At 73.4% G+C, this 24043-nt stretch carries 25 protein-coding genes; 7 read left to right on the forward strand and 18 right to left on the reverse strand.

Translation table 11 applies throughout. The features are described 5' to 3' along the window. Window positions 1-7: 7 nt before the first annotated feature. Window positions 8-559, forward strand: a complete 552-nt coding sequence (locus AB0K25_RS13215; RefSeq protein WP_219468488.1) for a GNAT family N-acetyltransferase — start codon at window positions 8-10, stop codon at window positions 557-559. Here the strand turns inward: AB0K25_RS13215 and AB0K25_RS13220 are convergent. Further along, window positions 458-1825: a glycosyltransferase 87 family protein gene (locus AB0K25_RS13220; RefSeq protein ID WP_363820258.1), complete on the reverse strand. Its 1368-nt coding sequence runs from the start codon at window positions 1823-1825 to the stop codon at window positions 458-460. The genes AB0K25_RS13215 and AB0K25_RS13220 overlap by 102 nt on opposite strands. A 36-nt stretch (window positions 1826-1861) precedes the next feature. Here AB0K25_RS13220 and AB0K25_RS13225 point away from each other — a divergent pair, with 36 nt between their 5' ends. Both AB0K25_RS13225 and AB0K25_RS13230 read left to right on the forward strand, forming a co-directional pair. Further along, window positions 1862-2467 carry a GNAT family N-acetyltransferase gene (locus AB0K25_RS13225; protein WP_208569320.1) on the forward strand — a complete coding sequence of 202 codons (606 nt, stop codon included), beginning with the start codon at window positions 1862-1864 and terminating at the stop codon, window positions 2465-2467. 129 nt (window positions 2468-2596) lie between these two features. After that, complete coding sequence (locus tag AB0K25_RS13230; protein WP_219468478.1) at window positions 2597-2977, forward strand: VOC family protein; 381 nt, start codon at window positions 2597-2599, stop codon at window positions 2975-2977. Window positions 2978-2988: 11 nt separating this feature from the next. Here the strand turns inward: AB0K25_RS13230 and AB0K25_RS13235 are convergent, their stop codons facing one another. The 17 genes from AB0K25_RS13235 to rimP all read right to left on the reverse strand — a co-directional run bounded on the left by AB0K25_RS13235 (window position 2989) and on the right by rimP (window position 21366). After that, complete coding sequence (locus AB0K25_RS13235) at window positions 2989-3459, reverse strand: GNAT family N-acetyltransferase (protein WP_363820260.1); 471 nt, start codon at window positions 3457-3459, stop codon at window positions 2989-2991. Between the two features lie 215 nt (window positions 3460-3674). Further along, complete coding sequence (gene dapB / locus AB0K25_RS13240) at window positions 3675-4442, reverse strand: 4-hydroxy-tetrahydrodipicolinate reductase (protein WP_219468473.1); 768 nt, start codon at window positions 4440-4442, stop codon at window positions 3675-3677. 172 nt (window positions 4443-4614) lie between these two features. Then, window positions 4615-5901 (reverse strand): pitrilysin family protein, encoded by a 1287-nt coding sequence (locus AB0K25_RS13245; RefSeq protein ID WP_219470775.1) that lies wholly within the window; start codon window positions 5899-5901, stop codon window positions 4615-4617. 204 nt (window positions 5902-6105) lie between these two features. Further along, window positions 6106-8490, reverse strand: coding sequence for a polyribonucleotide nucleotidyltransferase (locus AB0K25_RS13250; RefSeq protein WP_219468470.1), 2385 nt, complete (start codon window positions 8488-8490; stop codon window positions 6106-6108). 221 nt (window positions 8491-8711) lie between these two features. Beyond that, window positions 8712-8981 (reverse strand): 30S ribosomal protein S15, encoded by a 270-nt coding sequence (rpsO, locus tag AB0K25_RS13255; RefSeq protein WP_091246098.1) that lies wholly within the window; start codon window positions 8979-8981, stop codon window positions 8712-8714. Window positions 8982-9198: 217 nt separating this feature from the next. Then, window positions 9199-10125 carry a bifunctional riboflavin kinase/FAD synthetase gene (locus AB0K25_RS13260; RefSeq protein ID WP_208569314.1) on the reverse strand — a complete coding sequence of 309 codons (927 nt, stop codon included), beginning with the start codon at window positions 10123-10125 and terminating at the stop codon, window positions 9199-9201. A gap of 122 nt (window positions 10126-10247) precedes the next feature. Beyond that, window positions 10248-11132, reverse strand: a complete 885-nt coding sequence (gene truB, locus AB0K25_RS13265; RefSeq protein ID WP_219468467.1) for a tRNA pseudouridine(55) synthase TruB — start codon at window positions 11130-11132, stop codon at window positions 10248-10250. An 80-nt stretch (window positions 11133-11212) separates the two neighbouring features. Further along, the gene (locus AB0K25_RS13270; RefSeq protein ID WP_208569312.1) at window positions 11213-12538 is read right to left on the reverse strand and encodes an MATE family efflux transporter; all 1326 of its coding nucleotides are present in this window, start codon (window positions 12536-12538) and stop codon (window positions 11213-11215) included. Window positions 12539-13277: 739 nt separating this feature from the next. Then, window positions 13278-13487: a DUF6186 family protein gene (locus AB0K25_RS13275; protein WP_208569311.1), complete on the reverse strand. Its 210-nt coding sequence runs from the start codon at window positions 13485-13487 to the stop codon at window positions 13278-13280. Then, window positions 13487-13894, reverse strand: a complete 408-nt coding sequence (locus AB0K25_RS13280; protein WP_219468461.1) for a hypothetical protein — start codon at window positions 13892-13894, stop codon at window positions 13487-13489. The genes AB0K25_RS13275 and AB0K25_RS13280 overlap by 1 nt, the downstream gene beginning before the upstream one ends. A 19-nt stretch (window positions 13895-13913) precedes the next feature. Then, window positions 13914-15014 (reverse strand): bifunctional oligoribonuclease/PAP phosphatase NrnA, encoded by a 1101-nt coding sequence (locus AB0K25_RS13285; RefSeq protein ID WP_219468458.1) that lies wholly within the window; start codon window positions 15012-15014, stop codon window positions 13914-13916. Continuing rightward, the gene (rbfA, locus tag AB0K25_RS13290; RefSeq protein ID WP_219468455.1) at window positions 15011-15493 is read right to left on the reverse strand and encodes a 30S ribosome-binding factor RbfA; all 483 of its coding nucleotides are present in this window, start codon (window positions 15491-15493) and stop codon (window positions 15011-15013) included. The genes AB0K25_RS13285 and rbfA overlap by 4 nt, the downstream gene beginning before the upstream one ends. 290 nt (window positions 15494-15783) lie before the next feature. Further along, complete coding sequence (locus AB0K25_RS13295; RefSeq protein WP_219468453.1) at window positions 15784-16077, reverse strand: DUF503 domain-containing protein; 294 nt, start codon at window positions 16075-16077, stop codon at window positions 15784-15786. Window positions 16078-16167: 90 nt separating this feature from the next. Next, on the reverse strand, window positions 16168-19185 hold the full coding sequence (infB, locus tag AB0K25_RS13300; RefSeq protein WP_363820265.1) for a translation initiation factor IF-2: 3018 nt from the start codon (window positions 19183-19185) through the stop codon (window positions 16168-16170). An 81-nt stretch (window positions 19186-19266) separates the two neighbouring features. Further along, complete coding sequence (locus AB0K25_RS13305) at window positions 19267-19599, reverse strand: YlxR family protein (RefSeq protein WP_208569305.1); 333 nt, start codon at window positions 19597-19599, stop codon at window positions 19267-19269. A 16-nt stretch (window positions 19600-19615) separates the two neighbouring features. Continuing rightward, window positions 19616-20659 carry a transcription termination factor NusA gene (gene nusA, locus AB0K25_RS13310; protein WP_208569304.1) on the reverse strand — a complete coding sequence of 348 codons (1044 nt, stop codon included), beginning with the start codon at window positions 20657-20659 and terminating at the stop codon, window positions 19616-19618. Continuing rightward, entirely contained in the window at window positions 20656-21366 is a 711-nt protein-coding gene (rimP, locus tag AB0K25_RS13315) for a ribosome maturation factor RimP (protein ID WP_219468451.1), read from the reverse strand. Before rimP ends, nusA begins: the two co-directional genes overlap by 4 nt. A gap of 229 nt (window positions 21367-21595) precedes the next feature. Here rimP and AB0K25_RS13320 point away from each other — a divergent pair, with 229 nt between their 5' ends. The 4 genes from AB0K25_RS13320 to AB0K25_RS13335 are packed head-to-tail and all read left to right on the forward strand — an operon-like array spanning window position 21596 to window position 23870. Next, window positions 21596-22045: a hypothetical protein gene (locus tag AB0K25_RS13320; protein WP_208569302.1), complete on the forward strand. Its 450-nt coding sequence runs from the start codon at window positions 21596-21598 to the stop codon at window positions 22043-22045. Further along, entirely contained in the window at window positions 22042-22491 is a 450-nt protein-coding gene (locus AB0K25_RS13325; protein ID WP_208569301.1) for a ferritin-like domain-containing protein, read from the forward strand. The genes AB0K25_RS13320 and AB0K25_RS13325 overlap by 4 nt, the downstream gene beginning before the upstream one ends. A gap of 57 nt (window positions 22492-22548) precedes the next feature. Further along, window positions 22549-23136, forward strand: coding sequence for a PadR family transcriptional regulator (locus tag AB0K25_RS13330; protein WP_088645558.1), 588 nt, complete (start codon window positions 22549-22551; stop codon window positions 23134-23136). Continuing rightward, on the forward strand, window positions 23133-23870 hold the full coding sequence (locus AB0K25_RS13335) for an ABC transporter ATP-binding protein (RefSeq protein WP_208569300.1): 738 nt from the start codon (window positions 23133-23135) through the stop codon (window positions 23868-23870). The genes AB0K25_RS13330 and AB0K25_RS13335 overlap by 4 nt, the downstream gene beginning before the upstream one ends. Window positions 23871-24043 lie beyond the last annotated feature (173 nt).

The following is a 24043-nucleotide window of genomic DNA, read 5'->3' on the forward strand; positions in this document are numbered from 1 at the left end:
CGGACACATGCTCACCATCCGTCGCGAGGAGCCGGACGACGCCGAGGCGATCGCCCGGGTGCACATCCACGGCTGGCAGGCCGGTTACGCCGGCATCATGCCGGCCGAGGTGCTGGTCCGGCTCAACCCGGTGGCCTGGGCGCAGCGCCGACGGGACGTGGGCACCGCCGACCCGGAGCACCCGTTCACCACCCTGCTCGCCGAGGTCGACGGGGTGCCGTCCGGGTTCACCACCTTCGGCCCGTACCGCAACAACCAGGACCGGGGCGACCTGGACCCGACGTACGGCGAGGTGCTGGCGATCTACGTGGAGCCGGCGCGCTGGGGTGACGGCACCGCGCAGGCGCTGTTCGCCGCCGCCCGGGACGGGCTGGCGGCCAACGGCTGGCGGGAGTACCGGGTGTGGGTGCTGGCCGACAACGTCCGGGCCCGCCGGTTCTACGAGCGGGCCGGCCTGTCAGCCGACGGTGAGCGGTCCCGCTACCGGGTGCCGCTGGCCGGCGGCGGACCCCCGGTCCACCTCGACGAACTGCGTTACACCGGCCGGCTCCCCGGCTGACCCGGCCGGCCGGACCACCGCACCGGGCGGGCCGGCAGGCCGGGTCGTCCCATCCCGGCCGGTGGGCCCCGACGGGCCGCCCGGCCGGCCGCCGACCGGGGCGGCCCAGGTGCGGATCGGCAGCAGCGCCAGCAGCGCGAGGCTGATCCAGACGTAGGTGTTGCTGCCCAGGAAGCCGGTGACCCCGGTGAAGTCCTTCTCCCAGGCCCAGACGATCCGGCTGCACAGCAGCAGGTAGCAGACCACCGCGAGGGCCAGCAGCGCCCGCCGTCGCAGGCTGCCGGCACGCGCGGCGACGGCGTTGTCGACCAGCAGGATCAGCGCCGGGATCAACCAGACCAGGTGGTGCACCCAGGTGACCGGGCTGACCAGGCACATCAGCGCGCCGGTCAACGCCAGCCCGGTGGCCTCGTCGCCGAGCGCCACGGCGGCCCGGCAGCGCCAGGCCCAGACGGCCAGGGTGACCAGCACCAGCGCCAACCAGGCCAGGGTGCTCGGATGCTCCGGGTTCAGCCGGGCCACCACCCCGCGCAGCGACTGGTTGGACACGAACGCCAGCTCGCCCACCCGGTCGGTGTTCCACAGCGCCGACGTCCAGAACTCCCGGGTGGCGTCGGGGAAGAGGGCGGCGGCGAGCAGCGTGGCGGCGGCCGAGGCGGCGACGGCGGTGGCGGCGGCCCGGAAGCGCCTGGTGATCAGCAGGTAGACGATGAAGACGCCCGGGGTCAGCTTGATCGCGGTGGCCAGCCCGATGCCCACCCCGGCCCACCGGTTGCCGGCCGGCAGCAGCCGCAGCAGGTCCACCGCCACCAGGAAGAGCAGCAGCATGTTGACCTGGCCGAAGTTGACCGTCTCGCGCATCGGCTCGAACGCGGCGGCCAGACAGAGCGCCACCGCCAGGACGAACCAGCGGGTCCAGCCGGCCCGCCTGGCGACCGGGTCGAGCAGCCACCAGACCAGCACCGCGCTGACCACCACCGTGGCGGCCACGCTGACGGTGATCGCCACCGGCCACGGCAGGTACGCCATCGGCAGCATCACCAGCGCGGCGAACGGCGGGTAGGTGAAACCGTACTGGGTGCCGGGCTTGAGGTAGTCGTAGATCTCGCCGTGGTCGTGCACCCAGAAGGTCAGCGCGCCGTAGTAGACCTTCAGGTCGAAAAAGCCGTGCCGGACGGCCGCCACGGAGAGGAAGGCGGCCACCGCGACGGCGAGCACCACCACCGCGACGACCTGCCCGGTCGTCCGCCTGGCCCCCTGCGCCACCGTCGTCTCCCTCGCTGTGGCCTAGGCTTTCGTGCCATGGCTCTGGGGTTCGTCCGCCCGGCGCGTCCGGAGGACGCCGCCGAGATCGCCCGTGTGCAGCTCGCGACCTGGCGGGTCGCGTACCGTCGGCTGCTGCCCCGGCACGTGCTCGACAACCTGGACGAGGCGTGGCTCGCCCGGCGGTGGAGCGCGGCGGTGCAGGAGCCGCCCTCGGCCGCGCACCGGGTGCTCGTCGCCGTGGAACAGGCCGAGCAATCCTATCTGGTGGGGTTCGCGGCTTCCGGGCCGGCGGACGCCGAGGCGCTCGCCCCGGGCGAGCCGGCCACGGCGCTGGGCGCCGGGGTGGTCGCGGTGACCGACCTGCTGGTGGAGCCGCGCTGGGGGCGGCGTGGGCACGGCAGCCGGCTGCTCTCCGCCGCCGTGGACGGCTGGCGGGCCGACGGGTTCACCCACGCGGTGGCCTGGGCGTTCGACGGCGACGAGGCGACCCGTAAGTTCCTCACCAGCACCGGGTGGGAGCCGGACGGCGCGGCCCGCGCGCTGGACGTCGACGACATGCTCGTCCCCCAGGTACGGCTGCACGTCGCGGTCCCCACCGAACCGGACGACACACCCGCGCCGGAGCCGACCGACACGCCCTGAACCGGCCGAATCTGTCGGCCCGCCCTGAACCGGCCGAATCTGTCGGCCCGCCCTGAACCGGCCGAATCTGTCGGTCCACCCTGGTAGACCGGAGGCGGCGGGGTGCCACCGACGGTGAGGGAGACGGGCATGTTCCGGGACACGAAGGCGTTCAGCGGGTTCTCGGCCGACGACACCGACCGGGCCCGGGAGTTCTACGCCGGCACCCTCGACCTGCGGGTGTCGCAGCTCGGCGGCCCCGGTGGGCTGCTGATGCTGCACCTGGCCGGCGACCGGGACGTGGTGGTCTATCCCAAGGCCGACCACGTGCCGGCGACGTTCACGGTGCTCAACTTCCCGGTGGCCGACGTCGACCGGGCGGTCGACGAGCTGACCGCCCGGGGGGTGCGGTTCGCGCGCTACCCGGGGTTGCCGCAGGACGACCGGGGGATCATGCGTGACAACGGGCCGACGATCGCCTGGTTCACCGACCCGGCCGGCAACATCCTGTCGGTGATCGAGCAGGAGTGACGCCGCCGGGGTCAGCGGCGCAGCTCGGCGACCAGTTCGTCGTCCTCCAGCACGCCGGTGGGGGCGAAACCCAGCGAGGTGTAGAGCCCGGCGGCAGCCGTGTTGCCGGGGTGGTACGACAACCGGACGGGGTGGGTGGCGTCCGGCCCGGCCAGCCAGTCGGCGAGGGTGCGCACGGCGGCCCGGCCCACCCCCCGGCCCTGCTCGGCGGCGTCGACCACCATCCCACCGATCCACCGCGACCCGTCGTCGTCCACGCCCCACATGACGTGACCGGCAACTGCGTCGTCGGCGTACACGGCCAACGACGTCCAGACGTCGGAACGCATGGTCAGCAGCAGGTAGCGGGCCGCCAGTGCCGGCACCCAGTCGCGTTGGTCGTCACGGGGGGCCAGGTCGGCCACCGCCCGCCAGTTGTCGTCGTCCACGGGACGCAGGGTGACCCGCCGCCCGGTCCGATCGGTGAATCCGGAATCCAGCACCGGGGCAGCCTAGGGCCGGCCCGGCGCACCGCCAAACGAATTGGCCGACACCACCCACGGCACCCGGCTCCGCCCGCGGTCCGTGCCCCCACCCGGCGTGCCCCGCCGCTCCACATCAGGCCCGGACACGCCGGCCGAGACGCGGGCTGCGCGGCTGAGCTACGCGGCGCGCGGCTGAGCTACGCGGGCTGGGCTGGGCAGTGAGTGAGGTGAGGCTAGTCGAGCAGGGCGTCCAGGCCGACGGTCAGCCCGGGCCGCTGCCGGACCGCCCGCACTGCCAGCAGCACCCCGGGCATGAACGACACCCGGTCGTACGAGTCGTGCCGGATGGTCAGCGTCTCGCCGAGAGTGCCGAACAGCACCTCCTGGTGGGCGAGCAGGCCGGTGGCGCGGACCGCGTGCACGCGTACCCCGTCGATGTCGGCGCCCCGCGCCCCCGGCACCTCGTCCTTGGTGGCGTCCGGCATCGGGCCGAGACCGGCCTCGGCGCGGGCCTGCGCGACCAGCCGGGCGGTGTGGGTGGCGGTGCCGCTCGGCGCGTCGAGCTTGCGTGGGTGGTGCTGCTCGATGATCTCCACGGACTCGAAGTGCCGGGCCGCGCGGGCGGCGAACTGCATCATCAGGACCGCGCCGATGCCGAAGTTGGGGGCGATCACCACCCCGACGTCGGGCCGGTCGGCCAGCCAGCCGCGCACCTGCTCCAGCCGCGCCCGGGTGAAGCCGGTGGTGCCGACCACCGCGTGCACACCCCGGTCGACGCACCAGCGCAGGTTGTCCATGACCACGTCCGGGGTGGTGAAGTCGACGACCACCTCGGCGGCCTCGGCCCCGGCCAACTCGTCGCCCTGGTCGACCGCCGCCACCAGCGCCAGGTCGTCGGCCCCGTCGACCGCCCGGCACACCTCGGCGCCCATCCGGCCCCGGGCACCCAGCACACCGACCCGGATCGACCCGTCGCGGCCCTGCTCCTGCTCGTCAGTCACGCGGCACAACCTATCCCAATCGGGACGCGGGCCACCGTCGGACCACCACCGTCCCACCGGCCGGTCCCGGCCGGGACCCGACCGCGAGCCGGTGCCCGTCCGGACGCCGGCCGGTCGGGCCGACGTCACCCACGGCACCGCGCGGCCGGGAACGGGTCGGCCGGCGGCAGGCTCAGCCGGCGAAGTCGTGCTCCCCGAACGGGCCGACCACCGCCAGCGACATCGGCCGGCTCAGCAGCTCGGCGGCCAGGGTGTTCACGTCGGCCACGGTCACCGCGTCGACCCGGGCCAGCAGCTCGTCCACCGGCATCAGATCGCCGTAGAGCAGCTCGCCCTTGGCCAGCCGGCTCATCCGGGAACCGGTGTCCTCCAGGCCCAGCACGAACGAACCCTTGCTCATCCCCTTGCCCCGGGCCACCTCCGCTTCGGTGAGCCCGTCGGCGGCCACCCGGGCCAGCTCGGCGCGGGTCAGCTGGAGCACCTCGTCGACCTTGCCCGGCGCGCAGCCGGCGTAGACGGCGAACAGGCCGCTGTCGGCGTACTGGCTGGCGTAGGAGTAGACCGAGTAGGCCAGGCCACGGCGTTCCCGGATCTCCTGGAACAGCCGGCTGGACATCCCGCCGCCGAGGACGTTGTTGAGCACCCCGAGGGCGAACCGCCGCTCGTCGACCCGGTCGATGCCGGGGCAGCCGAGGATGACGTGCGCCTGCTCGGTCTCCTTCGGCTCGACCAGGACGGTGGCCGGCTTCGTGCGTACCGTCGGGGTGGTCGGCCGGGGGGTGCCCGGCTCGGCCGGGTCGGTGTCCAGCGGGGTGCCGTGCAGCGCCTGGCGGACCAGCCGGACCACGGCGGCGTGGTCGAGGTTGCCGGCGGCGGCGATCACGATCTGCGGCGCGGTGTAGCGGCGGCGGTAGAAGCTCTGGATCTGCCTACGGGTCATCGGGGTGACCGTCTCCTCGGTGCCGGAGATCAACCGGCCGAGGGGGTGGTCGCCGTAGACGGCGCGGGCGAACAGGTCGTGCACCTCGTCGCCGGGCTCGTCGTCGTGCATGGCGATCTCTTCGAGGATGACCCCGCGTTCGGTCTCCACGTCGGCCGGCTCCAGCAGCGAGTCGGCGACCGCGTCGCACATCACGTCGATGGCCAACGGCAGGTCCTCGTCGAGGACCCGCGCGTAGTAGCAGGTGTATTCCTTGGTGGTGAAGGCGTTGGTCTCGCCACCCACCGCCTCGATCTCGGAGGAGATCTCCAGGGCGGTGCGCTTGTGGGTGCCCTTGAACAGCAGGTGCTCCAGGAAGTGCGCCGCACCGGCCTGCGGACCGGTCTCGTCCCGCGAACCGACGGTGACCCAGATGCCGAACGAGACGCTGCGCATCGTCGGGATCGCCTCGGTGAGCACCCGCAGCCCGCTCGGCATGACGGTCCGCCGCACCGTGCCACCCAACGGGTCGTCACTGATCGTGCGGGTGACCGCCCGGGACGCCGTACCGGCGCGGCCGGGCTGGCCGGTGGTGGCGTGCCGGCGGACGTCAGGCGGGGCCACCGGCCGTCGAGCCGGGGGGAACGGCGAACGGCTCACGCAAACCTGCTCTCCGTGCGACGAGGGGTGGAGGGAGACACACCGGCCGGGTGACGACGTCGTCGTCACCCGGCCGGTCACTGCTCAGCTGTGCCGGGTACGCCGACGCGGACGCTCGCCGCCGTCGCCACCCTCGCCGCCACCCGGGCCGCGCTCGCCACGCTCCGGGGCACGACCGCCCCGGTCGCCACCACGGTCACCACGGTCACGCGGACCCCGGTCACCGCCCCGACCCGCCGGCCGGTCGCCACCGGCGGCCTCGCCGGCCTCACCGGCGGCCGGCGCCTCGGCGCCCTCCGGCCGGACCTTGTCCAGGTAGATCTTGCCGCGGGCGTCGATGTCCGCGATCTCCACCTCGACCCTGTCGCCGACGTTGAGGAAGTCCTCGACCCGCTCGACCCGCTTGCCGTCGCCCACCTTGGAGATGTGCAGCAGGCCGTCGCGGCCGGGCAGCAGCGAGATGAACGCGCCGAACGCGGCGGTCTTGACCACCGTGCCGAGGAACCGCTCGCCGGCCTTGGGCAGGGTCGGGTTGGCGATCCCGTTGATCCGGTCCACGGCGGCCTGCGCCGACGGGCCGTTGGTCGCGCCGACGTAGATCGTGCCGTCGTCCTCGATGGAGATCTCGGCGCCGGTCTCGTCCTGGATGGCGTTGATGGTCTGCCCCTTCGGGCCGATCACCATGCCGATCTTGTCCACCGGGATCTTGACGGTGGTGACCCGCGGCGCGTAGTCCGACATCTCGGCCGGGGCCTCGATCGCCGCCTGCATCACGCCGAGGATGGTCTGCCGGGCCTCGTTCGCCTGCTGGAGCGCGGCGGCGAGCACATCCGACGGGATGCCGTTGAGCTTGGTGTCGAGCTGGAGCGCGGTGACGAACTCCGGCGTGCCGGCGACCTTGAAGTCCATGTCACCGAACGCGTCCTCGGCACCGAGGATGTCGGTCAGCGTCACGTACTGGGTCTTGCCGTCGACCTCGTCGGAGATGAGGCCCATCGCGATGCCGGCCACCGGCGCCTTGAGCGGCACACCGGCCGACAGCAGCGCCAACGTCGAGGCGCAGACCGAACCCATCGACGTCGAGCCGTTGGAGCCGAGCGCCTCGGACACCTGCCGGATCGCGTACGGGAACTCCTCGCGCGACGGCAGCACCGGCAGCAGGGCCCGCTCGGCCAGCGCGCCGTGGCCGATCTCCCGCCGCTTCGGCGAGCCGACCCGGCCGGTCTCCCCGGTCGAGTACGGCGGGAAGTTGTAGTTGTGCATGTAACGCTTGCGGTTCTCCGGGGAGAGGGTGTCCACCATCTGCTCCATCCGGAGCATGTTCAGCGTGGTGACCCCGAGGATCTGGGTCTCGCCCCGCTCGAACAGCGCGGAGCCGTGCACCCGGGGCAGCACGCCGACCTCGGCGGTGAGCGCCCGGATGTCACGCGGACCCCGGCCGTCGATGCGGACCTGCTCGCGCAGCACCCGGTTGCGGACCTCGGACTTGGTCAGCGACCGGAACGCCGCGGACAGCTCCTTCTCCCGGCCCTCGAACCGGCTGCCCAGCTCCTCGGCGACCTTGGCCTTGATCCGGTCCAGGGCCTCCTCGCGGTCGGCCTTGCCGGCGATCTGGAGCGCCTCGGCCACCTCGGCGCGGACCAGCTCGGCCACCGCCTGGTAAATGTCGTCCTGGTAGTCCAGGAAGACCGGGAACTCGGTGACCGGCTTGGCGGCGACCTCGGCCAGCTCGCTCTGCGCCCGGCACAGCTCGCGGATCGCCGGCTTGGCGGCCTCCAGGCCGCTGGCGACGATCTCCTCGGTCGGGGCGGTCGCGCCGCCCGCGATGAGGGCGACGGCGTTCGGCGTCGCCTCGGCCTCGACCATCATGATCGCGACGTCGCCGTCGTCGAGCGTGCGGCCGGCCACCACCATGTCGAAGGTGGCGCGGGCCAGCTCCTCCAGGGTCGGGAAGGCCACCCACTGGCCGTCGACGTGCGCGACCCGGGTCGCCCCGATCGGGCCGGAGAACGGCAGGCCGGACAGCTTCGTCGACATCGAGGCCGCGTTGATGGCCACCACGTCGTACGGGTGCTGCGGGTCGAGCGCGAGGACGGTCTCGACGACCTGGACCTCGTTGCGCAGGCCCTTGACGAACGACGGGCGCAGCGGCCGGTCGATCAGCCGGCAGGTGAGGATCGCGTCCTCGCTGGGCCGACCCTCACGGCGGAAGAACGAGCCGGGGATGCGGCCCGCGGCGTACATCCGCTCCTCGACGTCGACGGTCAGCGGGAAGAAGTCGAACTGCTCCTTCGGGTGCTTACCGGCGGTGGTGGCGGAGAGGACGACCGTCTCGCCCAGCTGGGCGATGACGGAACCGGCGGCCTGGCGGGCCAGCCGACCGGTGGAGAAAGTGATCTCGCGGGTACCGAAGGACCCGTTGTCGATCACGGCGGTGCGGGATTCGGTGCCGAGGTTGGTCTCGGTCATGTGCGGCGGTACTCCTTCGCGTCGTGGGCGCACGACACCGGAGCTGCTCAGACGGCCGGTCTTCGATCGAAGCGCCCGGGTGGCCGGCATGATGCCGGGATGCCCGGGGGCCACTACCGGAGACCGGTACGCTGACCGGCTCCCTCTCGGGTGGTCGCGCGACCCTCTTCTTCTGGTGGTGCCGAGCGGGGGAGCGGCCCGGTGGCCACTCCCCCGTCACGTCATCGGCGCAGGCCGAGCCGCTCGATCAGCGACCGGTAGCGACTGATGTCCTTCTTCTGGACGTAGTTGAGCAGCCGACGGCGCCGACCGACCAGCAGCAGCAGCCCCCGGCGGCTGTGGTGGTCGTGCTTGTGCACCTTCAGGTGCTCGGTCAGCTCCGCGATCCGCTTGGTGAGGACCGCGACCTGGACCTCCGGCGAACCGGTGTCGCCCTCGGCGGTCGCGTACTCCGTGCGGATCTTGGCCTTGGCTTCCTGGTCGAGCGCCATGTTCTCCCTGTTTCGGTGGGTTGACAACTGATGTCCGTCGTTCGGGTCCGAACGGACCGGGACGGACGAACCTCGCACCCGCGGCGTCGTGCAGGCACGCGAGGCCCCGCGTCGGTCATCCGACGTCACCGCCACACTACCAGCCCGTCGCGGAAGCGCCCGGTCAAGGCCCACGCGGCGGGCGTCGGCGGCCCGCCCACCCCGCCCGCCGGGCCGGTCAGGCGACCGCCAGCCGGGTCCGCGCGACGTCCTCGGCCATCTGCACGAGCAGCGGTTCGATCGCGTCGTACCGGATCTGGCCGCGCAGGTGGGCGGCGAAGTCGAGGGCGACCCGCTCGCCGTACAGGTCGCCGGCGAAGTCCAACACGTGCGCCTCGACCCGGCGCTCCCGGCCGGCGAACGTCGGGTTGGTGCCGATCGAGATGGCCGCCGGCAGCCGCTCGGTCCCCCGGCGCACCAGCCAGCCGGCGTAGACCCCGTCGGCGGGCACCGCCGTGTGCGGCGGGCAGAGCAGGTTGGCGGTGGGGAAGCCCAGCTCCCGGCCACGCTGGTCACCCAGCACCACGACCCCTTCGAGCCGGTGCGGCCGGCCGAGCACGGCCGCCGCCGCCGCCACGTCCCCGGCCTCGATCCGGGCCCGGATGTACGTCGAGGAGAAGACCGTGCCGTCGGCGGTGACCAGCGGGGCGTTCTCCACCCCGAAGCCGAAGGTCCCGCCGAGCTGTTCGAGCAGCGCCACGTTCCCGGCGGCCCGGTGCCCGAAGCGGAAGTTGTCCCCCACCACGACCAGCATGGCGTGCAGGTGTTCGACCAGGATGTCGTGCACGAACGCCTCGGCCGGCAGCCGGGACAGCTCGGCGGTGAACGGCACCACACAGAGCACGTCGACCCCGAGCGCCTCGATCAGCTCCGCCTTGCGGGTGGGCTCGGTGAGCACGGCCGGATGCGATCCGGGTCGGACCACCTCGGCCGGGTGCGGGTCGAAGGTCACCACCACCGACCGGACGCCCAGTTCCCGGGCCCGCGCCACGGCGTGTCCGATGGTCGCCTGGTGTCCCTGGTGCACGCCGTCGAAGACGCCGATGGTGACGACCGACCGCCCCCAGTCACCGGGTGCCGCCTCGTACCCCCGCCACCGCTGCATGCCGCTCCTTCCCTGCTCCGCCACTGACCGGCTCCCACCCGTACCCACCCGCCGGTCGTCCCGGCCGTCGTTGTCGCGCCCGCTCCCGCCGCACCGTCCGACCGGACCGGCCGGCGGCCCGGTCAGGCCGGGGCGAGCACGATCTCCGCGCGGGCCCGGCCGTCCCGCTCGCTGACGATAGCGATCACGCCACCGTCCGGTCCGAAGACGGCGTACGGCCCGGCGATGCCGACCGGGTCGAGCGGCCCACCGTGGGAGAGCACCTTCGCCTCGTCGGCGGTGGCCTCCCGACGGGAGAAGTACCTGTCGGCGGCGGTGTCGAGGGGCAGGTTGACCACCTCGGGCGCGCGCTGTTCCAGGGTCTCGAGGGTGGCCGACTCGGCGAGGGTGAAACTGCCCACAGCGGTGCGCCGCAGCGCGGTGAGGTGCCCGCCGACGCCGAGTGACCGGCCGGCGTCGCGGGCCAGCGCCCGGATGTACGTCCCGGACGAGCAGTCGACGTCGACGTCGACGTCGACCACGTCCGGGGTGTCCCGCCGGATCGCCGACACGTCCAGCCGGGAGACGGTGACCCGGCGGGCGGGCAGCTCGACGCTCTCGCCGTCCCGGACCCGCTTGTACGCCCGCTCCCCGTTGATCTTGATGGCGCTGACCGCGCTGGGCACCTGGTCGATCTCACCGGTCAACGGCCCGAACGCGGCCCGGATCGCGGCGTCGGTCAGCTCCCCGGCGGGCGTGGCGGTGAGCACGTCGCCCTCGGCGTCGTCGGTGACGGTGGCCTGGCCGAGCCGGACCGTCGCGGTGTAGCTCTTGCCCGCCCCGATCACGTACGTCAGCAGCCGGGTGGCCCGGCCCACCCCGATCACCAGCACCCCGGTGGCCATCGGGTCGAGGGTGCCGCCGTGCCCGACCCGGCGGGTGCGGGCCAACCGGCGGATGCGTGCCACCACGTCGTGCGACGTCATGCCGCCGGGCTTGTCGACCACGATCAGACCGTCACCGTTCACGACCGCCAAGCCTGCCAGACGGGTCCACCCCGCCCGCCACCGCACGGCACAATGCCGGACGGCCAGCCGGCCGTGGCGGGTCAGCGCACCGCGCCGACCACCGCCCACCGGCCGGAACGCAGCCGCAGCAGGACCCCGACGAGCCGGATGATCACGAACAGGGTGAGGCCGGCCCAGATGCCCCCCAACCCGAGGTCGAAAGCGAAGGAGAACCAGATCGACGGCAGGAAACCGCCGAGCGCCGCGACGACGGTCAGGTCGCGCAGGTAGCGGACGTCGCCGGCACCGATCAGCACGCCGTCGAGGGCGAACACCACCCCGGCGAACGGCTGCATCGCCGCGAACCACGGCCAGGCCACCATCGCCTGGCCGCGCACCTGGGGATCGGAACTGAACAGCGACGGCACGACGCCGGCCCCGGCCGCGATGAGCACCGCGAAGCCCACCCCGCACACCCCACCGAGCAGCGCGAACCGCCGGGCCAGGGCGCGCGCCCCGGCGGCGTCGCCCGCGCCCAGGGCGGCGCCGATCAACGCCTGCGCGGCGATCGCCAGCGCGTCGAGCAGCAGGGCGGTGAAGAACCACAGTTGCAGGGCGATCTGGTGGGCACCCACGGCGGCGGCGCCGAACCGGGCGGCGACCGCGGTGGCGGACAGGAAGCTGGCCTGGAAGGCGACCCCCCGGATGAGCAGGTCCCGACTGAGCACCAGCTGCTGGCGGATCAGGGCCGGGCGGGGCCGCAGGTCGGCCCGCTCCCGCAGCAGCGCGCCGACGAAGAGGCCACCCGAGACGGTCTGGGCGATCACGTTGGCCACCGCCGAACCGGGCAGGCCCAGCCCGGCGGGGTAGACCAGCAGCGGGCAGAGCAGCGCGGAGAGCAGGTTGGGCCCGAGCACGAACAGCAGCGGCCGCCGGATGTCCTGGATGCCGCGCAGCCAGCCGTTGCCGGCGGCGGCCAGCAGCAGGCCGGGTGCGCCGAGGGCCGCGATCCGCAGCCACTGCCCGGCGGCGTCGGCCACCTCGCCACCACCACCGGCGAGGGTACGCGCCAGCGCGTCCCCGCCGAACTGCATGCCGACGGCCAGCAGGACGCCCACCCCGAGCGCCAGCCAGGAAGCCTGGACGCCCTCGGCCAGCGCCGCGGCCCGGTCACCGGAACCGAACCGTCGGGCCACCCGCCCGGTGATGCCGTACGCCAGCACGGTGCCGAGCCAGGCGGTGAGGGTCAGCACCGTGCCGCCGACGGCGAGCGCGGCCAGCGGAACCCGACCCAGGTGCCCCACCACGGCGGTGTCGACCAGCACGTAGAGCGGCTCGGCCGCGAGCACCACCAGGGCGGGCAGGGCGAGGGTGGCGATCCGGCGCGGTGAGGCGAGCGCGGTGGCGGTAGGAGTGGACTGGCTCATCGCCGCCGATCCTGACACGCCGCCGGTAAGGAACGCAATCCCCGCCAACACTTACCGAAGGCTGGCCGGCGGAGGTGGCCCGGCACCCGCCCCCGGCACCCGTCCCCTCGGACCCGCCCGGCGGACACCCCGGCACCGCGCCGGGCGGGCCCGGGCAACGGACGGCGGTGCCACTCGACCGGGCGGGCCCGGGCGGGCGAAGAGTCCGCCCGGCGGTGGGGTCACCGCCGGGGCGGCAGCGTCACTGACGGGTGTCCATCGAGGTCTGCAGCGCGCGGCGCATCTGCTCGCGGGCCTCGTCGGTCGTCTCGGTCTTGGGCTTGGTCGCCATGGCGGTGTCCTTCCAGGGTGCGGACCACCGGAACAGGTGGCCCTACGGGCGGTCCTGCTGAGCGCCGGGAAGGCGGCCCGGGATCACCGGAGCGGCTCGCCTGGCAGCGTTGAGCCCGGGTCGGTCAGACCCTGGAGGGAGGCGGCACCGGGTGTGGCACCACCGCCCACGACCTGCGTCGCGACGCGACGTCGGCCTTTCCCAAGTTAACGTTTACTTTCCACATGGTGTCCACTCTTCCCGTCATCTGGACGCCACGGCAGCCACCCCGGGCGGCCGGAAACGGACGGTCCGCCGCGCGCGGACAGCGACGCACGTCGTGCCGGCAGGGACACACGTCGCGCGAGTGCCGGCGAAGAGACCCATCGACAGATGTGCGGAGGGCGGGCGGGCGGCGGACGGTGGTGCTCAGCGGGCCAGGAAGTGCCAGCCCAGCCACCACCAGAATCCGAACAACCCGATCCGGCCGACCGGCACCGGGCCCACCTCGTACCGCATCACGTAGGCGCAGACGTCGCCCAGGGACGGAATCCGGGAGCCCTCCCGGCGGGAGGCCCACTCGACCACCGCGAAGAGCACCAGGGAGGTCAGGAAGCCACTGATGGCGAGGGTACGCATCACCGGCGCACCAGCCCCCAGAAGGCGGCCAGCCAGGCGAACCAGGCCGCCGAACGGACCAGTTCGTCCTCCAGCAGCGGGTCGGCCAGCCGGGACAGGGTGGGGAACTCGTCCCCGACCGCCATGACGAAGGTGGCGCCTTCCAGCACCCCGAACAGCGCCGCCGGGAGCAGCCACCAGGCGGTGCCCCGGCCCAACCGGCGTGGTGCCGGCCGACGCTGCACCCGGTTGCCGAGGCCGAGCCAGATCAGCGCGCCGCCGGTGCCCAACGTCCAGAGGTTGGCCTGGGCGGAAAACGACGGGAACTGCCCGCCGACCAGGGAGAGGCAGGCCAGCACCGGCACGGTGACCACCGGCCGGTCCCAGGTGCGGGAGACGTCCACGGCGATCTCGTGCGGCTGCTCCATCGTCCGATTCTCCCCGGGCTCACCCCGTGCGGGAAGACCGACACCCGTCGGCGTCGCCGTGACCTGCGGTCAACGCCCCGCCCAACTCCGCCCTGATCAGGGCGATGACCTGGTCGACGTCGCCCTGCCCGGTGAATCCGGCGGCGAACAGGTGACCTCCGCCACCCAGCGCCACCGCCACCGCGCTGACGTCGACCGCACCCTTGCTGCGCATCGACACCGCCCACGCGTGCGGCCCGACCTGCTTGAGCACACACGCGACGTCCGCCTCGGCGGTGCAGCGCACCGAGTCGATCAGCGACTCCAGCACGTACGGCCGCTGGTCGTGGCGGTCCAGGTCGTCGAGGGTGGCGTGGGTCCAGACCAGACCGTGCCCGGCGGCGGCCTCCGGTTCGAGCCGGGACCGGCCCAGCACCTCACCGAAGAGCCGGACCGCGCCGAACGGCCGGGTGTCGAAGACCTCGCGGGAGATGTCACCGGGGCGCAGGCCGGTGGCGAGCAGCCGGGCGGCGAGCCGGTGCACCTCCGGCGTCGTCGCCGCGTACCGGAACGAGCCGGTGTCGGTGGTCAACGCGACGTAGAGGCCGGCCGCGATCTCCGCGTCCAACGGCACGTCGAGCCGGGTGAGCAACTGCTCGGCCACGACCGAGGTGGCCGCAGCCGTCGGGTCCACCAGGTGCACCGCACCGAAGCCGGTGTTCGAGGCGTGATGGTCGAGGACCACCGAGGTGCCGGCGGTGTCGAGCCGGTCCACCAGGTCACCGAGCCGCGACTCACTCGCGGCGTCGAAACAGACCACCAGATCCGGATCCGGGTACGCCTCGGTGGCCGGCACCAACAGGTCGATCCCGGGCAGCCAGCGGAACGGCTCCGGCACCTCGGGCGGCCCCGGGAAGGTGGCCTGCAACCGGCGTACGCCGAGCCGGCGCAGTCCCAGCCCGAAGCCGAGCATGCTGCCCAGCGCGTCGCCGTCCGGGTTGACGTGACAGATCAGCAGCACCCGGGCGTCGGCCGGCAGGCCGCGTACCGCAGCGACGGCGGCAGCCCAGTCGTCCTCGCCGGGGCCGGCGGACGGCGACCCGACGCGGAGCTCACCGGCCGTGTCCGGGGCGGCCGTCACCGCCGGTCCGTCGTCGAGGCGTCGGCGTCGGCGGCTTCGTCGTCGACGTCATCGTCCTCGTCGTCGTCGACCCGGTAGGGCTGGGCGTCACCGGCGTACTTCGCCTGGGCGGCCAACCGCTGCACCTCGGCGTCGGCGTGCCGGGCCTGGGCGAGCAGGTCGTCGATCTGCTTGACCTGGTCCTGCACGTCGTCGAGGACGAAGGTCAGCGAGGGCGAGTGACGCAGCCCCAGGGCCTTCCCGACGGTGCTGCGCAACATCCCCTTCGCGCTCTCCAGCGCGGCGGCGGTGCTGGCCTGGGCCGTCGCGTCGCCGAGCACGGTGTAGAAGACGGTGGCGTCGCGCAGGTCGGCGGTGATCCGGGCGTCGGTGATGGTGATCATCCCGAGCCGGGGGTCCTTGATCTGGCTCCGCACCACCGAAGCGACCAGCTCGCGAATCCGCTCGGCGTGCCGGCGAACCTTGGCCGGATCAGACATGTCCCCCACCTCCAGGGCGTTCCCACCGCAGCCGGAACGGCGACGCCGAAGCCCACCGAACCCAACCACCCCAACATCTCGAACACTACCCGCGCCCCACCCCCACCCGCCCGCCCCACCCCGTCCCCGCCCCACCCCGTCCCCGCCCCACCCCGCCCCGCCCCGGTGATCAAGAGGTTTGCGTCAGCCTGGAGATCAAAGCTGACGCAAACCTCTTGATCACCGGGGACAGGCGGGCCTGGAGGGAGCCCGGGTGGGGGTGGGGAGCCCGGGCGGGAGGGAGGGGTGGGTCAGTCTTCGGGGGTGTGGAGGGTGCGGCGGACGGAGAGGAGGTCCAGTTCGGGGCGGCCGGCGACGAGGCGTTCGCAGGAATCGAGCACCTCGCGGACATGGGCCGCCTCGGCAGCCACCACGGCCACCCCGATCTCGGCCCGACCGTGCAGGTCGAGCGCGCCCACCTCGGCCGCCGACACGTCGAAGCGGCGCAGCGCGGCCACGATGGGCCGGACGTAGGAGCGCTTGGCCTTGAGCGAACGGGAGTCGCCGGGCAGGAGCAGGTCGAAGAGTGCGGTTCCGGTATACATCGTCCAGGACGTTACGGAAGCCCCCTGGACATGCTCAAGGGGTTTACGCCGGGTGGCGTAAACCCCTTGAGCACTGTTGTCAGCCTCGGATCAGGCGCGCGGCTTCTCCCGCATCTCGAAGGTTTCGATGGTGTCGCCGACCTGGACGTTGTTGAAACCGGCCAGCGTCAGACCACACTCGAAGCCCTCGCGGACCTCCGTCGCGTCGTCCTTGAACCGCTTGAGCGAGCTGATCGTGAGGTTGTCCGCCACGACCGCCCCGTCCCGCAGCAGCCGCGCCTTGGCGTTGCGGCGGATGATGCCGGACCGGACGATACAACCGGAGATGTTGCCGATCTTGGACGAGCGGAAGACGTCGCGGATCTCCGCGCTGCCCAGCTCGACCTCTTCGTACTCCGGCTTGAGCAGCCCCTTGAGCGCGGCGTCGATCTCCTCGATGGCCTGGTAGATGACCGTGTAGTACCGGATCTCCACGCCCTCGCGGTCGGCGATCTCACGGACCTTGTTGGCGGCCCGCACGTTGAAGCCGATGATCGTGACCGCCTCGGACGAGGCGCTCGCGAGCATGACGTCGCTCTCGGTGATCGCACCCACACCCCGGTGGATGATCCTGAGCTGGACCTCCTCGGGGATGTCGAGGTTGAACAGCGCGTCCTCGAGGGCCTCCACGGAACCGGAGACGTCGCCCTTGAGCACCAGGTTGAGCGAGGTCTTCTCGCCCTCCTTGAGCTGCTCCATGAGCGTCTCGAGGGTGGCCCGGCCGCGGGAGTTGGCGAAGGACGCCGCCCGCCGTCGTGCCTGCCGCTGCTCGGCGATCTGCCGCACCGTGCGGTCGTCCTCGGCGGCCAGGAAGGTGTCACCCGCACCCGGCACCGCGGTCAGACCGAGCACCAGGACCGGACGGGCCGGACCGGCCTCGGCGACCTGGTTGCCGTTCTCGTCGAGCATGGCGCGGACCCGGCCGTGGGCCCCACCGGCGACGATCGAGTCGCCCGCCCGCAGGGTGCCCTTCTGCACCAGCACCGTCGCCACCGCACCGCGACCCTTGTCCAGGTGCGCCTCGATGGCCACACCCTGTGCCGGCCCGTCGATCGGAGCGGTCAGCTCCAGCGACGCGTCGGCGGTCAGCAGGACCGCCTCCAGCAGCTCGTCGATGCCGATGCCCGGCTTGGCCGCCACGTTGACGAACATGGTGTCGCCGCCGTACTCCTCGGCGACGAGACCGTACTCGGTCAGCTGCTGGCGGACCTTGTCCGGGTTGGCCTCCGGCTTGTCGACCTTGTTGACCGCGACCACGATCGGCACGTCGGCCGCCTTGGCGTGGTTGAGCGCCTCGATCGTCTGCGGCATGACGCCGTCGTCGGCCGCCACCACCAGCACCACGATGTCGGTGACCTGGGCACCACGGGCACGCATGGCGGTGAACGCCTCGTGGCCCGGGGTGTCGATGAAGGTCACCGCGCGGTCGATGCCCTCGTGCGGAACGTGGACCTGGTATGCGCCGATGTGCTGGGTGATGCCACCCGCCTCGCCGGCCACCACGTTCGCCTTGCGGATCGCGTCGAGCAGCTTGGTCTTACCGTGGTCGACGTGACCCATGACGGTCACCACCGGCGCACGGCTGACCAGCCGGTCCTCCGCGACCTCGGCGTCGAGGTCGATGTTGAACTGCGCGAGCAGCTCGCGGTCCTCGTCCTCCGGGCTGACGATCTGCACGTCGAAACCGAGGTGCTCACCGATCAGCAACAGGGTCTCGTCCGAGCAGGACTGGGTCGCGGTGACCATCTCGCCCAGGTTGAACATCTCCTGGACCAGCGAACCCGGGTTGGCGTTGATCTTGTCGGCGAAGTCCGACAGCGAGGCGCCACGGGAGAGCCGGACGACCTGACCCTGACCCCGGGGGGCACCCGAGCTCATGGTCGGAGCCGACAGGTTGTCGAACTCCTGTCTGCGCTGCTTCTTGGACTTGCGACCACGGGTCGGCCGACCACCCGGACGCCCGAAGGCACCCGCGGCGCCGCCGCCACGGCCACGACCGCCGCCACCGGGACGACCACCGCCACCGGCCGGGGCACCCGGGCGGAAACCGCCGCCGGGAGCGCCACCGCCGCCACCGGGGCCACCACGGTAGCCACCGCCGCCGGCACCAGCGCCGCCGCCGGGACCGCCACGGAAGCCGCCACCGCCGCCGCCACCGCCACCGGGGCGGAAGCCACCGCCACCGCCACCGGGACGACCGGCGCCGCCGCCGGGGCCACCACGACCGCCACCGGGGCCGCCGGGGCGACCCGTGGTGGGCCGCTGGCTCGGCATCGAGGCCGGGCTCGGACGCGGCGGCATCGAGGCCGGGCTCGGACGCGGCGGCATGCCGGCCGGACTCGGCCGGGGACCGCCACCACCGGCGGCCGGGGGCCGCTGCTGCTGGCCACCCTGGATGCCGAACGGGTTGTTACCGGCACCGCGCGCCGGCGGACGACCGCCGGGACGGGCACCCGGGCCGGCCGGAGGGCCACCCGGACGACCGGCGGCCGGGGTACCCGGACGCGGCGGTACGGCGTTCGGACCGGGACGCGGACCCGGACGGGGACCACCCTCGGTCGGGGGCTCCCGTCGGACGTTGTCCCGCTGCTGCTGCCGGGCGGCCTGGGCGGCCTTGACCGCCGCCTCCTGCTCGGCCTTCAGCGCGGCGGCGCGCGCTTCGGCGGCCGCCACCTCGATGTCGTGTGCGCTCGCCGGCTTGGCGACCGGAGTCACCGGCTGCGGCGGGCCGGGGACCGGGCCCTTGGGCTTCGGTCCAGGGGTCGGCGCGGTCGGCCGCCGGGGCGGCATCGGCCGGGCCGAGACCCGGGGGGCGCCCGGGGTCGGGGACGGCGTCGGGGTCGGTGCCGGGCTCGGGGCCGCCGCCGGAGCGGACGGTGCCGACGAACCACCGGCGGACGCGACGAATGCGCCACGCAGACGTCGGGCGACGGGCGCCTCGACGGTGCTGGACGCGGACTTCACGAACTCGCCCATTTCCTTCAGCTTGGCGAGCACTGTCTTGCTTTCGACCCCGAGCTCCTTAGCAAGCTCGTGTACGCGGGCCTTACCTGCCACTGCACTCCTCACTCCGAGGTCGTGCGGGCAGCACCCGCAGCGACCTCACTCGTGCACTTGAAGCCTGGTCATTTCAGGGACTTCATCGTGTGCTCATGTCGGTCGTCCTACCTTGCTAGCGACCCTCGCCCGGTCGGGTTGACCGGACGTAGTGGTTGACGCATCGACGTGCTCCGCGACGGCACCGTGGTCAGGGACCTCGGTGAGTCGCAGCGCCCGCCCGAAGACGCGACGCCGCACCGCCAGCGCGAAGCAGGCCGGATCCGGGTGCATGTTCGCTCCCCGACCCGGCAGACTGCGGCTCGGATCAGGTCGGAGACTGTGACCATCCTCGTCACCGACCGCGACGATCCGCAGCAGTTCGCTGGCCGGCGCACGTTTCCGGCAACCCACACAAGTGCGTTCCGGATGCGCGCGTCGTACCACTGGAAGAAGTCTACCCCTAGCCGCCCGAGATCGCTCCGCCCGGCTCCGAGACGGACTCGGCACCGCCCCGACCGCCGGGCCCCGCCTGCTCCGCGTCCGACCGGATGTCGATCCGCCAACCGGTCAAACGCGCAGCAAGCCGGGCGTTCTGCCCCTCCCGCCCGATGGCGAGGGAGAGCTGGAAGTCCGGGACGGTCACCCGGGCCGTCCGGGTGGCCAGGTCGACCACCTCGACCCGCAGCGCCTTGGCCGGCGAGAGCGCGTTGCCGACGAACGCCGCCGGGTCGTCCGACCAGTCGATGATGTCGATCTTTTCGCCGTGCAGCTCGCTCATCACGGCGCGGACCCGCTGGCCCATCGGGCCGATGCAGGCCCCCTTGGCGTTCACGCCCTGCACGGTGGAGCGCACGGCGATCTTGGTGCGGTGACCTGCCTCACGGGCGATCGCCCCGATCTCCACCGTGCCGTCGGCGATCTCCGGCACCTCCAACGCGAAGAGCTTCTTCACCAGCGCCGGATGGGACCGCGACAGGGTGATCTGCGGCCCACGCATCCCCTTGGTCACGTGCACCACCACGCAGCGGATCCGCTCGCCGTGGTGGTAACGCTCGCCGGGCACCTGCTCGGACTGCGGCAGCACACCCTCCAGCTTGCCGAGGTCGACGCTGACGATGCCCTTCTCGCTGCGCGCCTCGTGCGCCTGCACCACTCCGGTGACCAGGTCACCGTCGCGGCCGACGTACTCACCGAAGTGCACCTCGTCGGTGGCCTCCCGCAACCGCTGGAGGATCACCTGCTTGGCGGTCATCGCCGCGATCCGGCCGAAGTCGTGCGGGGTGTCGTCCCACTCCCGCACCACGCTGCCGTCGTCGTCCAGCTCCTGGGCGTAGACCTGGGCGGCCCCGTTCTTACGGTCGATCTCCACCCGGGCGTGCGACTCGGCGCCGTCGGTGTGCCGGTAGGCGGTCAGCAACGCGGTCTCGATCGCCGCGAGGATCGTGTCGAACGGGATCTCCCGCTCGCGCTCCAGTGCGCGCAGCGCCGCGAGGTCGATGTTCACCTCTCCTCGTCCTCCACATCATCGTCGTCATCGTCGGCGGCGTGTTCGTCGTCGCCGATCTCGTCGTCTTCGTCGGCGCCGTCGAACTCGTCCGCCTCGTCGATCTCGTCGAGGCGGTTGAACTCGACCTGCACCCGGCCGGGGCCGAGCTCGGCGTAGCGGTGTTCCGCCCGGCCGGCTTCGGTCTCCAGCACCACACGCTCGTCGTCGGCCGCCACCACCCGGCCGGTGACCTGACGGTCCACCGTGGGCTGCGCGTCGGGCCGCTCGACCCGGACGGTCACCTTCACCAGCCGGCCGGCGTTGCGTCGCCAGTGCCGGGGCAGGGTCAACGGGCGGTCCACCCCGGGGGAGCTGACCTCCAGCTGGTACTCCCCCGCCACGATGTCCCCGCCGGACTCCTCGGCCGCGTCCAACGCCGCCGAGACCACCCGGGAGACGTCCGCGACGGCGTCCAGGTTGATCCCGCCGTCGGCGTCCACGATCACCCGGACCACGTGCCGCCGGCCGGCCCGGGACACGGAGACGTCCTCCAGGTCGTAGCCCGCCTCCGTGACCACCGGCGCGATCACGTCGCGCAATCTGGTACGCCGGGCGGCCAGGTCGCCCCGGGATGCGCCCGCACGGTCCCCGCCCCGGGCGCCGTCGGTGCGACGGGATCGTCCCGCCGGCGCCGTCGGCCGGGTGGCACGGCCACGCTGCGTCATCTGGGCACCCTTCTGCTGGTCGGCTGCGGTCGTCGGACCGGCACGCCGGGACGCCACCGGGGCGGAAGCGCCGGTGGCTGCGCAGAGCGTAACGCGCCGCCGGGACGGCGGCCCCGGCGGCGCACCGACGGCGGTCGCCCGGCGGTCGGCGCGGATGGTGTTGACTTGTCCGGTGGCCACGGGCAGAACGACGACACACCCCGACGGAACGGGGCAATCCCGACGTACGGTGCTGCGCTCCGGCGCACTTCTGGCGGTCGGTGCCGCCACGGTGCCGCTGACCGGTTGTGCGCTGTTCGACCGGGACGAGCCCAGCCCGCCGCCCGACCCGCTGGAACCCCTGGCGGACGAGGCCCGGGCACTGGCCGCCCGGCACCGGGCCGCGATCGCCGCCGACCCGGGGCTCGCCGACCGGCTCACCCCGATCGCCGAGGCGCACACGGCGCACGCCGACGAGCTGCGCCGGCTGATCGGCCGCCCCGGGCCGTCCGGTCCGGCGACACCGGCTCCGAGCGCCGGGGAAGGCACCCGCAGCGCCCTCCTGGCCGGGTTGCGGACCGCCGAGCAGAGCGGCCGGGACAACGCGGCCAAGGCGTGCGCCGCCGCGCCGGGTGACCGGGCCGCACTGCTCGGTTCGATCGCCGCCGCCCGGGCCACCCACCTGGAGGCACTGAAGTGAACCGCCGCACCGCCCCCGCCACCCCCGGCGACGCGCTCGCCGGGGCGTTGGCCGCCGAGTACGCCGCGATCTACGCCTACGGCCCGATCGGGGTACGACTCACCGACGCCGACCGGCGGGCGGCCCGCACCGCCGAGGCGGCCCACCGGTCCCGACGCGACGCGCTGGTGCTCCAGCTCAGCGCCACCGGCGGCACCGTCCCCCCCGACCAGGCCGGCTACGCCCTGCCGTTCCCGGTCACCGACCGGGCCGCCGCGTTGCGGCTGGCGGTGCAGGTGGAGGAGCGCACCGCGGCGTTCTGGCGGGCGGCGCTGCCGGTCACCACCGGCGCGGACCGCACCCGGGCGCTCAACGCGCTGACCGACTGCGCGGTACGGGCCACCCGCTGGCGGCGCAGCGCGGGCCTCACCCCACTGACCGTCCCGTTCCCCGGCAGTCCCACCTGACCCACCGCCCGTACCCTGCGGTTGCGGTCCGCATACGGGGTATGCATACTCCGTCGCATGTCCATCCGTCACGGCCTGCTCGCCCTGCTGGAGCGCGGCCAGATGTACGGCTACCAGCTCCGGGCCGCGTTCGAGGAGTCGACCGGCTCCACCTGGCCGCTGAACATCGGTCAGGTCTACACCACCCTCAACCGGCTGGAACGCGACGGCCTGGTCCGCTCGCTGCCCGAGCACGAGGGCGGGCAGCGGCCGTACGAGATCACCGACGCCGGGCGGGCGGACCTGGCGCTGTGGTTCGTCACCCCGATCAGCCGCAACGACCGCCCCCGCGACGAGCTGTCCATCAAGCTGGCCCTGGCGTTGACCACCCCCGGGGTGGACGTGCGGGCGGTGGTGCAGACCCAGCGTGGCGCGACCATGCGCACGTTGCAGGAGCTGACCCGGCTCAAGTACACCAGCGACCGGCCGGAGGACCTGCCCTGGCGACTGGTGCTGGACGCGATGATGTTCCAGGCCGAGGCGGAGATCCGCTGGCTCGACCACTGCGAGACCAGCCTGGTCCGGCACCGGCCGGCGGCCCCCACAGCCCGCAGCGGGTCACCGCCGGAGGTGGTGGAGCGGGCCGACGAGGAGGCACACCGGTGACCGGCCCGGACGACGGCGCGGTGCTCGAACTGCGCGACGTCCACCGCACCCACGGGGGCGGGGAGGCCGCCGTGCACGCGCTGCGCGGGGTGAGCCTCACCGTACGACCGGGCGAGCTGGTGGCCGTGATGGGTCCCTCCGGCTCGGGCAAGTCGACCCTGCTCACCCTGGCCGGTGGGCTCGACCGGCCGACCGGCGGGGAGGTACTGGTCGAGGGGGAGGCCCTCGGCACGCTCGACGGGCGGGGGCTGGCCCGGCTGCGCCGTCGCCGGATCGGCTACGTCTTCCAGGATCTGAACCTGCTCGGCAGCCTCACCGCCGCGGAGAACGTGGCCCTCCCGTTGGAACTCGACGGGGTCGGCGTACGGCAGGCCCGGCGGGCGGCCCTGGCGGCACTGGAGGAGGTCGGCCTGGGCGGGCTCGGTGCGCGCTTCCCCGACCAGATGTCCGGGGGGCAGCAGCAGCGGGTGGCGATCGCGCGGGCGCTGGTCGGTGAGCGGCGGTTGGTGCTGGCCGACGAGCCGACCGGGGCCCTGGACTCGCAGACCGGGGAGGCCGTGCTGCACCTGCTGCGCCGCCGGGTCGACGCGGGGGCGGCCGGGGTGTTGGTGACCCACGAGGCCCGGCACGCGGGCTGGGCCGACCGGGTGGTCTTCCTCCGCGACGGTGTCATGGTCGACTCCACCGCGCCGTTGGCCGGGGTCGAGCACCTGCTCTCCGGAATCGGCCGGTGAGCGCCCCGCCCCATCCGGACGGACCCTCCGGCCCCGACGGCCTGTCCGCCCGCACCCCACCGGCCCGGCCCGACGACCCGGCCCGCCCCACTCACCCGGCCCGCCCCGACAGCCCGGCCCGCCCCGCTCACCCGGCCCGGCCTGACAACCCGGCCCGGCCCGCTCACCCGGCC

It is taken from the genome of Micromonospora sp. NPDC049257 (genome assembly GCF_040678915.1).
GTDB lineage: Bacteria > Actinomycetota > Actinomycetes > Mycobacteriales > Micromonosporaceae > Micromonospora > Micromonospora antibiotica.

What these genes read in the sequence shown, in the direction of transcription:
- rpsO (WP_091246098.1), bottom strand. Translation starts at nt 8,981, where the DNA reads ATGGCGCTCGACCAGGAAGCCAAGGCCAAGATCCGCACGGAGTACGCG.
- rimP (WP_219468451.1), bottom strand. Translation starts at nt 21,366, where the DNA reads ATGACGCAGCGTGGCCGTGCCACCCGGCCGACGGCGCCGGCGGGACGA.
- AB0K25_RS13280 (WP_219468461.1), bottom strand. Translation starts at nt 13,894, where the DNA reads ATGGAGCAGCCGCACGAGATCGCCGTGGACGTCTCCCGCACCTGGGAC.
- rbfA (WP_219468455.1), bottom strand. Translation starts at nt 15,493, where the DNA reads ATGTCTGATCCGGCCAAGGTTCGCCGGCACGCCGAGCGGATTCGCGAG.
- AB0K25_RS13275 (WP_208569311.1), bottom strand. Translation starts at nt 13,487, where the DNA reads ATGCGTACCCTCGCCATCAGTGGCTTCCTGACCTCCCTGGTGCTCTTC.
- AB0K25_RS13330 (WP_088645558.1), top strand. Translation starts at nt 22,549, where the DNA reads ATGTCCATCCGTCACGGCCTGCTCGCCCTGCTGGAGCGCGGCCAGATG.
- AB0K25_RS13260 (WP_208569314.1), bottom strand. Translation starts at nt 10,125, where the DNA reads ATGCAGCGGTGGCGGGGGTACGAGGCGGCACCCGGTGACTGGGGGCGG.
- AB0K25_RS13230 (WP_219468478.1), top strand. Translation starts at nt 2,597, where the DNA reads ATGTTCCGGGACACGAAGGCGTTCAGCGGGTTCTCGGCCGACGACACC.
- AB0K25_RS13295 (WP_219468453.1), bottom strand. Translation starts at nt 16,077, where the DNA reads ATGTATACCGGAACCGCACTCTTCGACCTGCTCCTGCCCGGCGACTCC.
- AB0K25_RS13250 (WP_219468470.1), bottom strand. Translation starts at nt 8,490, where the DNA reads ATGACCGAGACCAACCTCGGCACCGAATCCCGCACCGCCGTGATCGAC.
- AB0K25_RS13215 (WP_219468488.1), top strand. Translation starts at nt 8, where the DNA reads ATGCTCACCATCCGTCGCGAGGAGCCGGACGACGCCGAGGCGATCGCC.
- AB0K25_RS13225 (WP_208569320.1), top strand. Translation starts at nt 1,862, where the DNA reads ATGGCTCTGGGGTTCGTCCGCCCGGCGCGTCCGGAGGACGCCGCCGAG.
- AB0K25_RS13270 (WP_208569312.1), bottom strand. Translation starts at nt 12,538, where the DNA reads ATGAGCCAGTCCACTCCTACCGCCACCGCGCTCGCCTCACCGCGCCGG.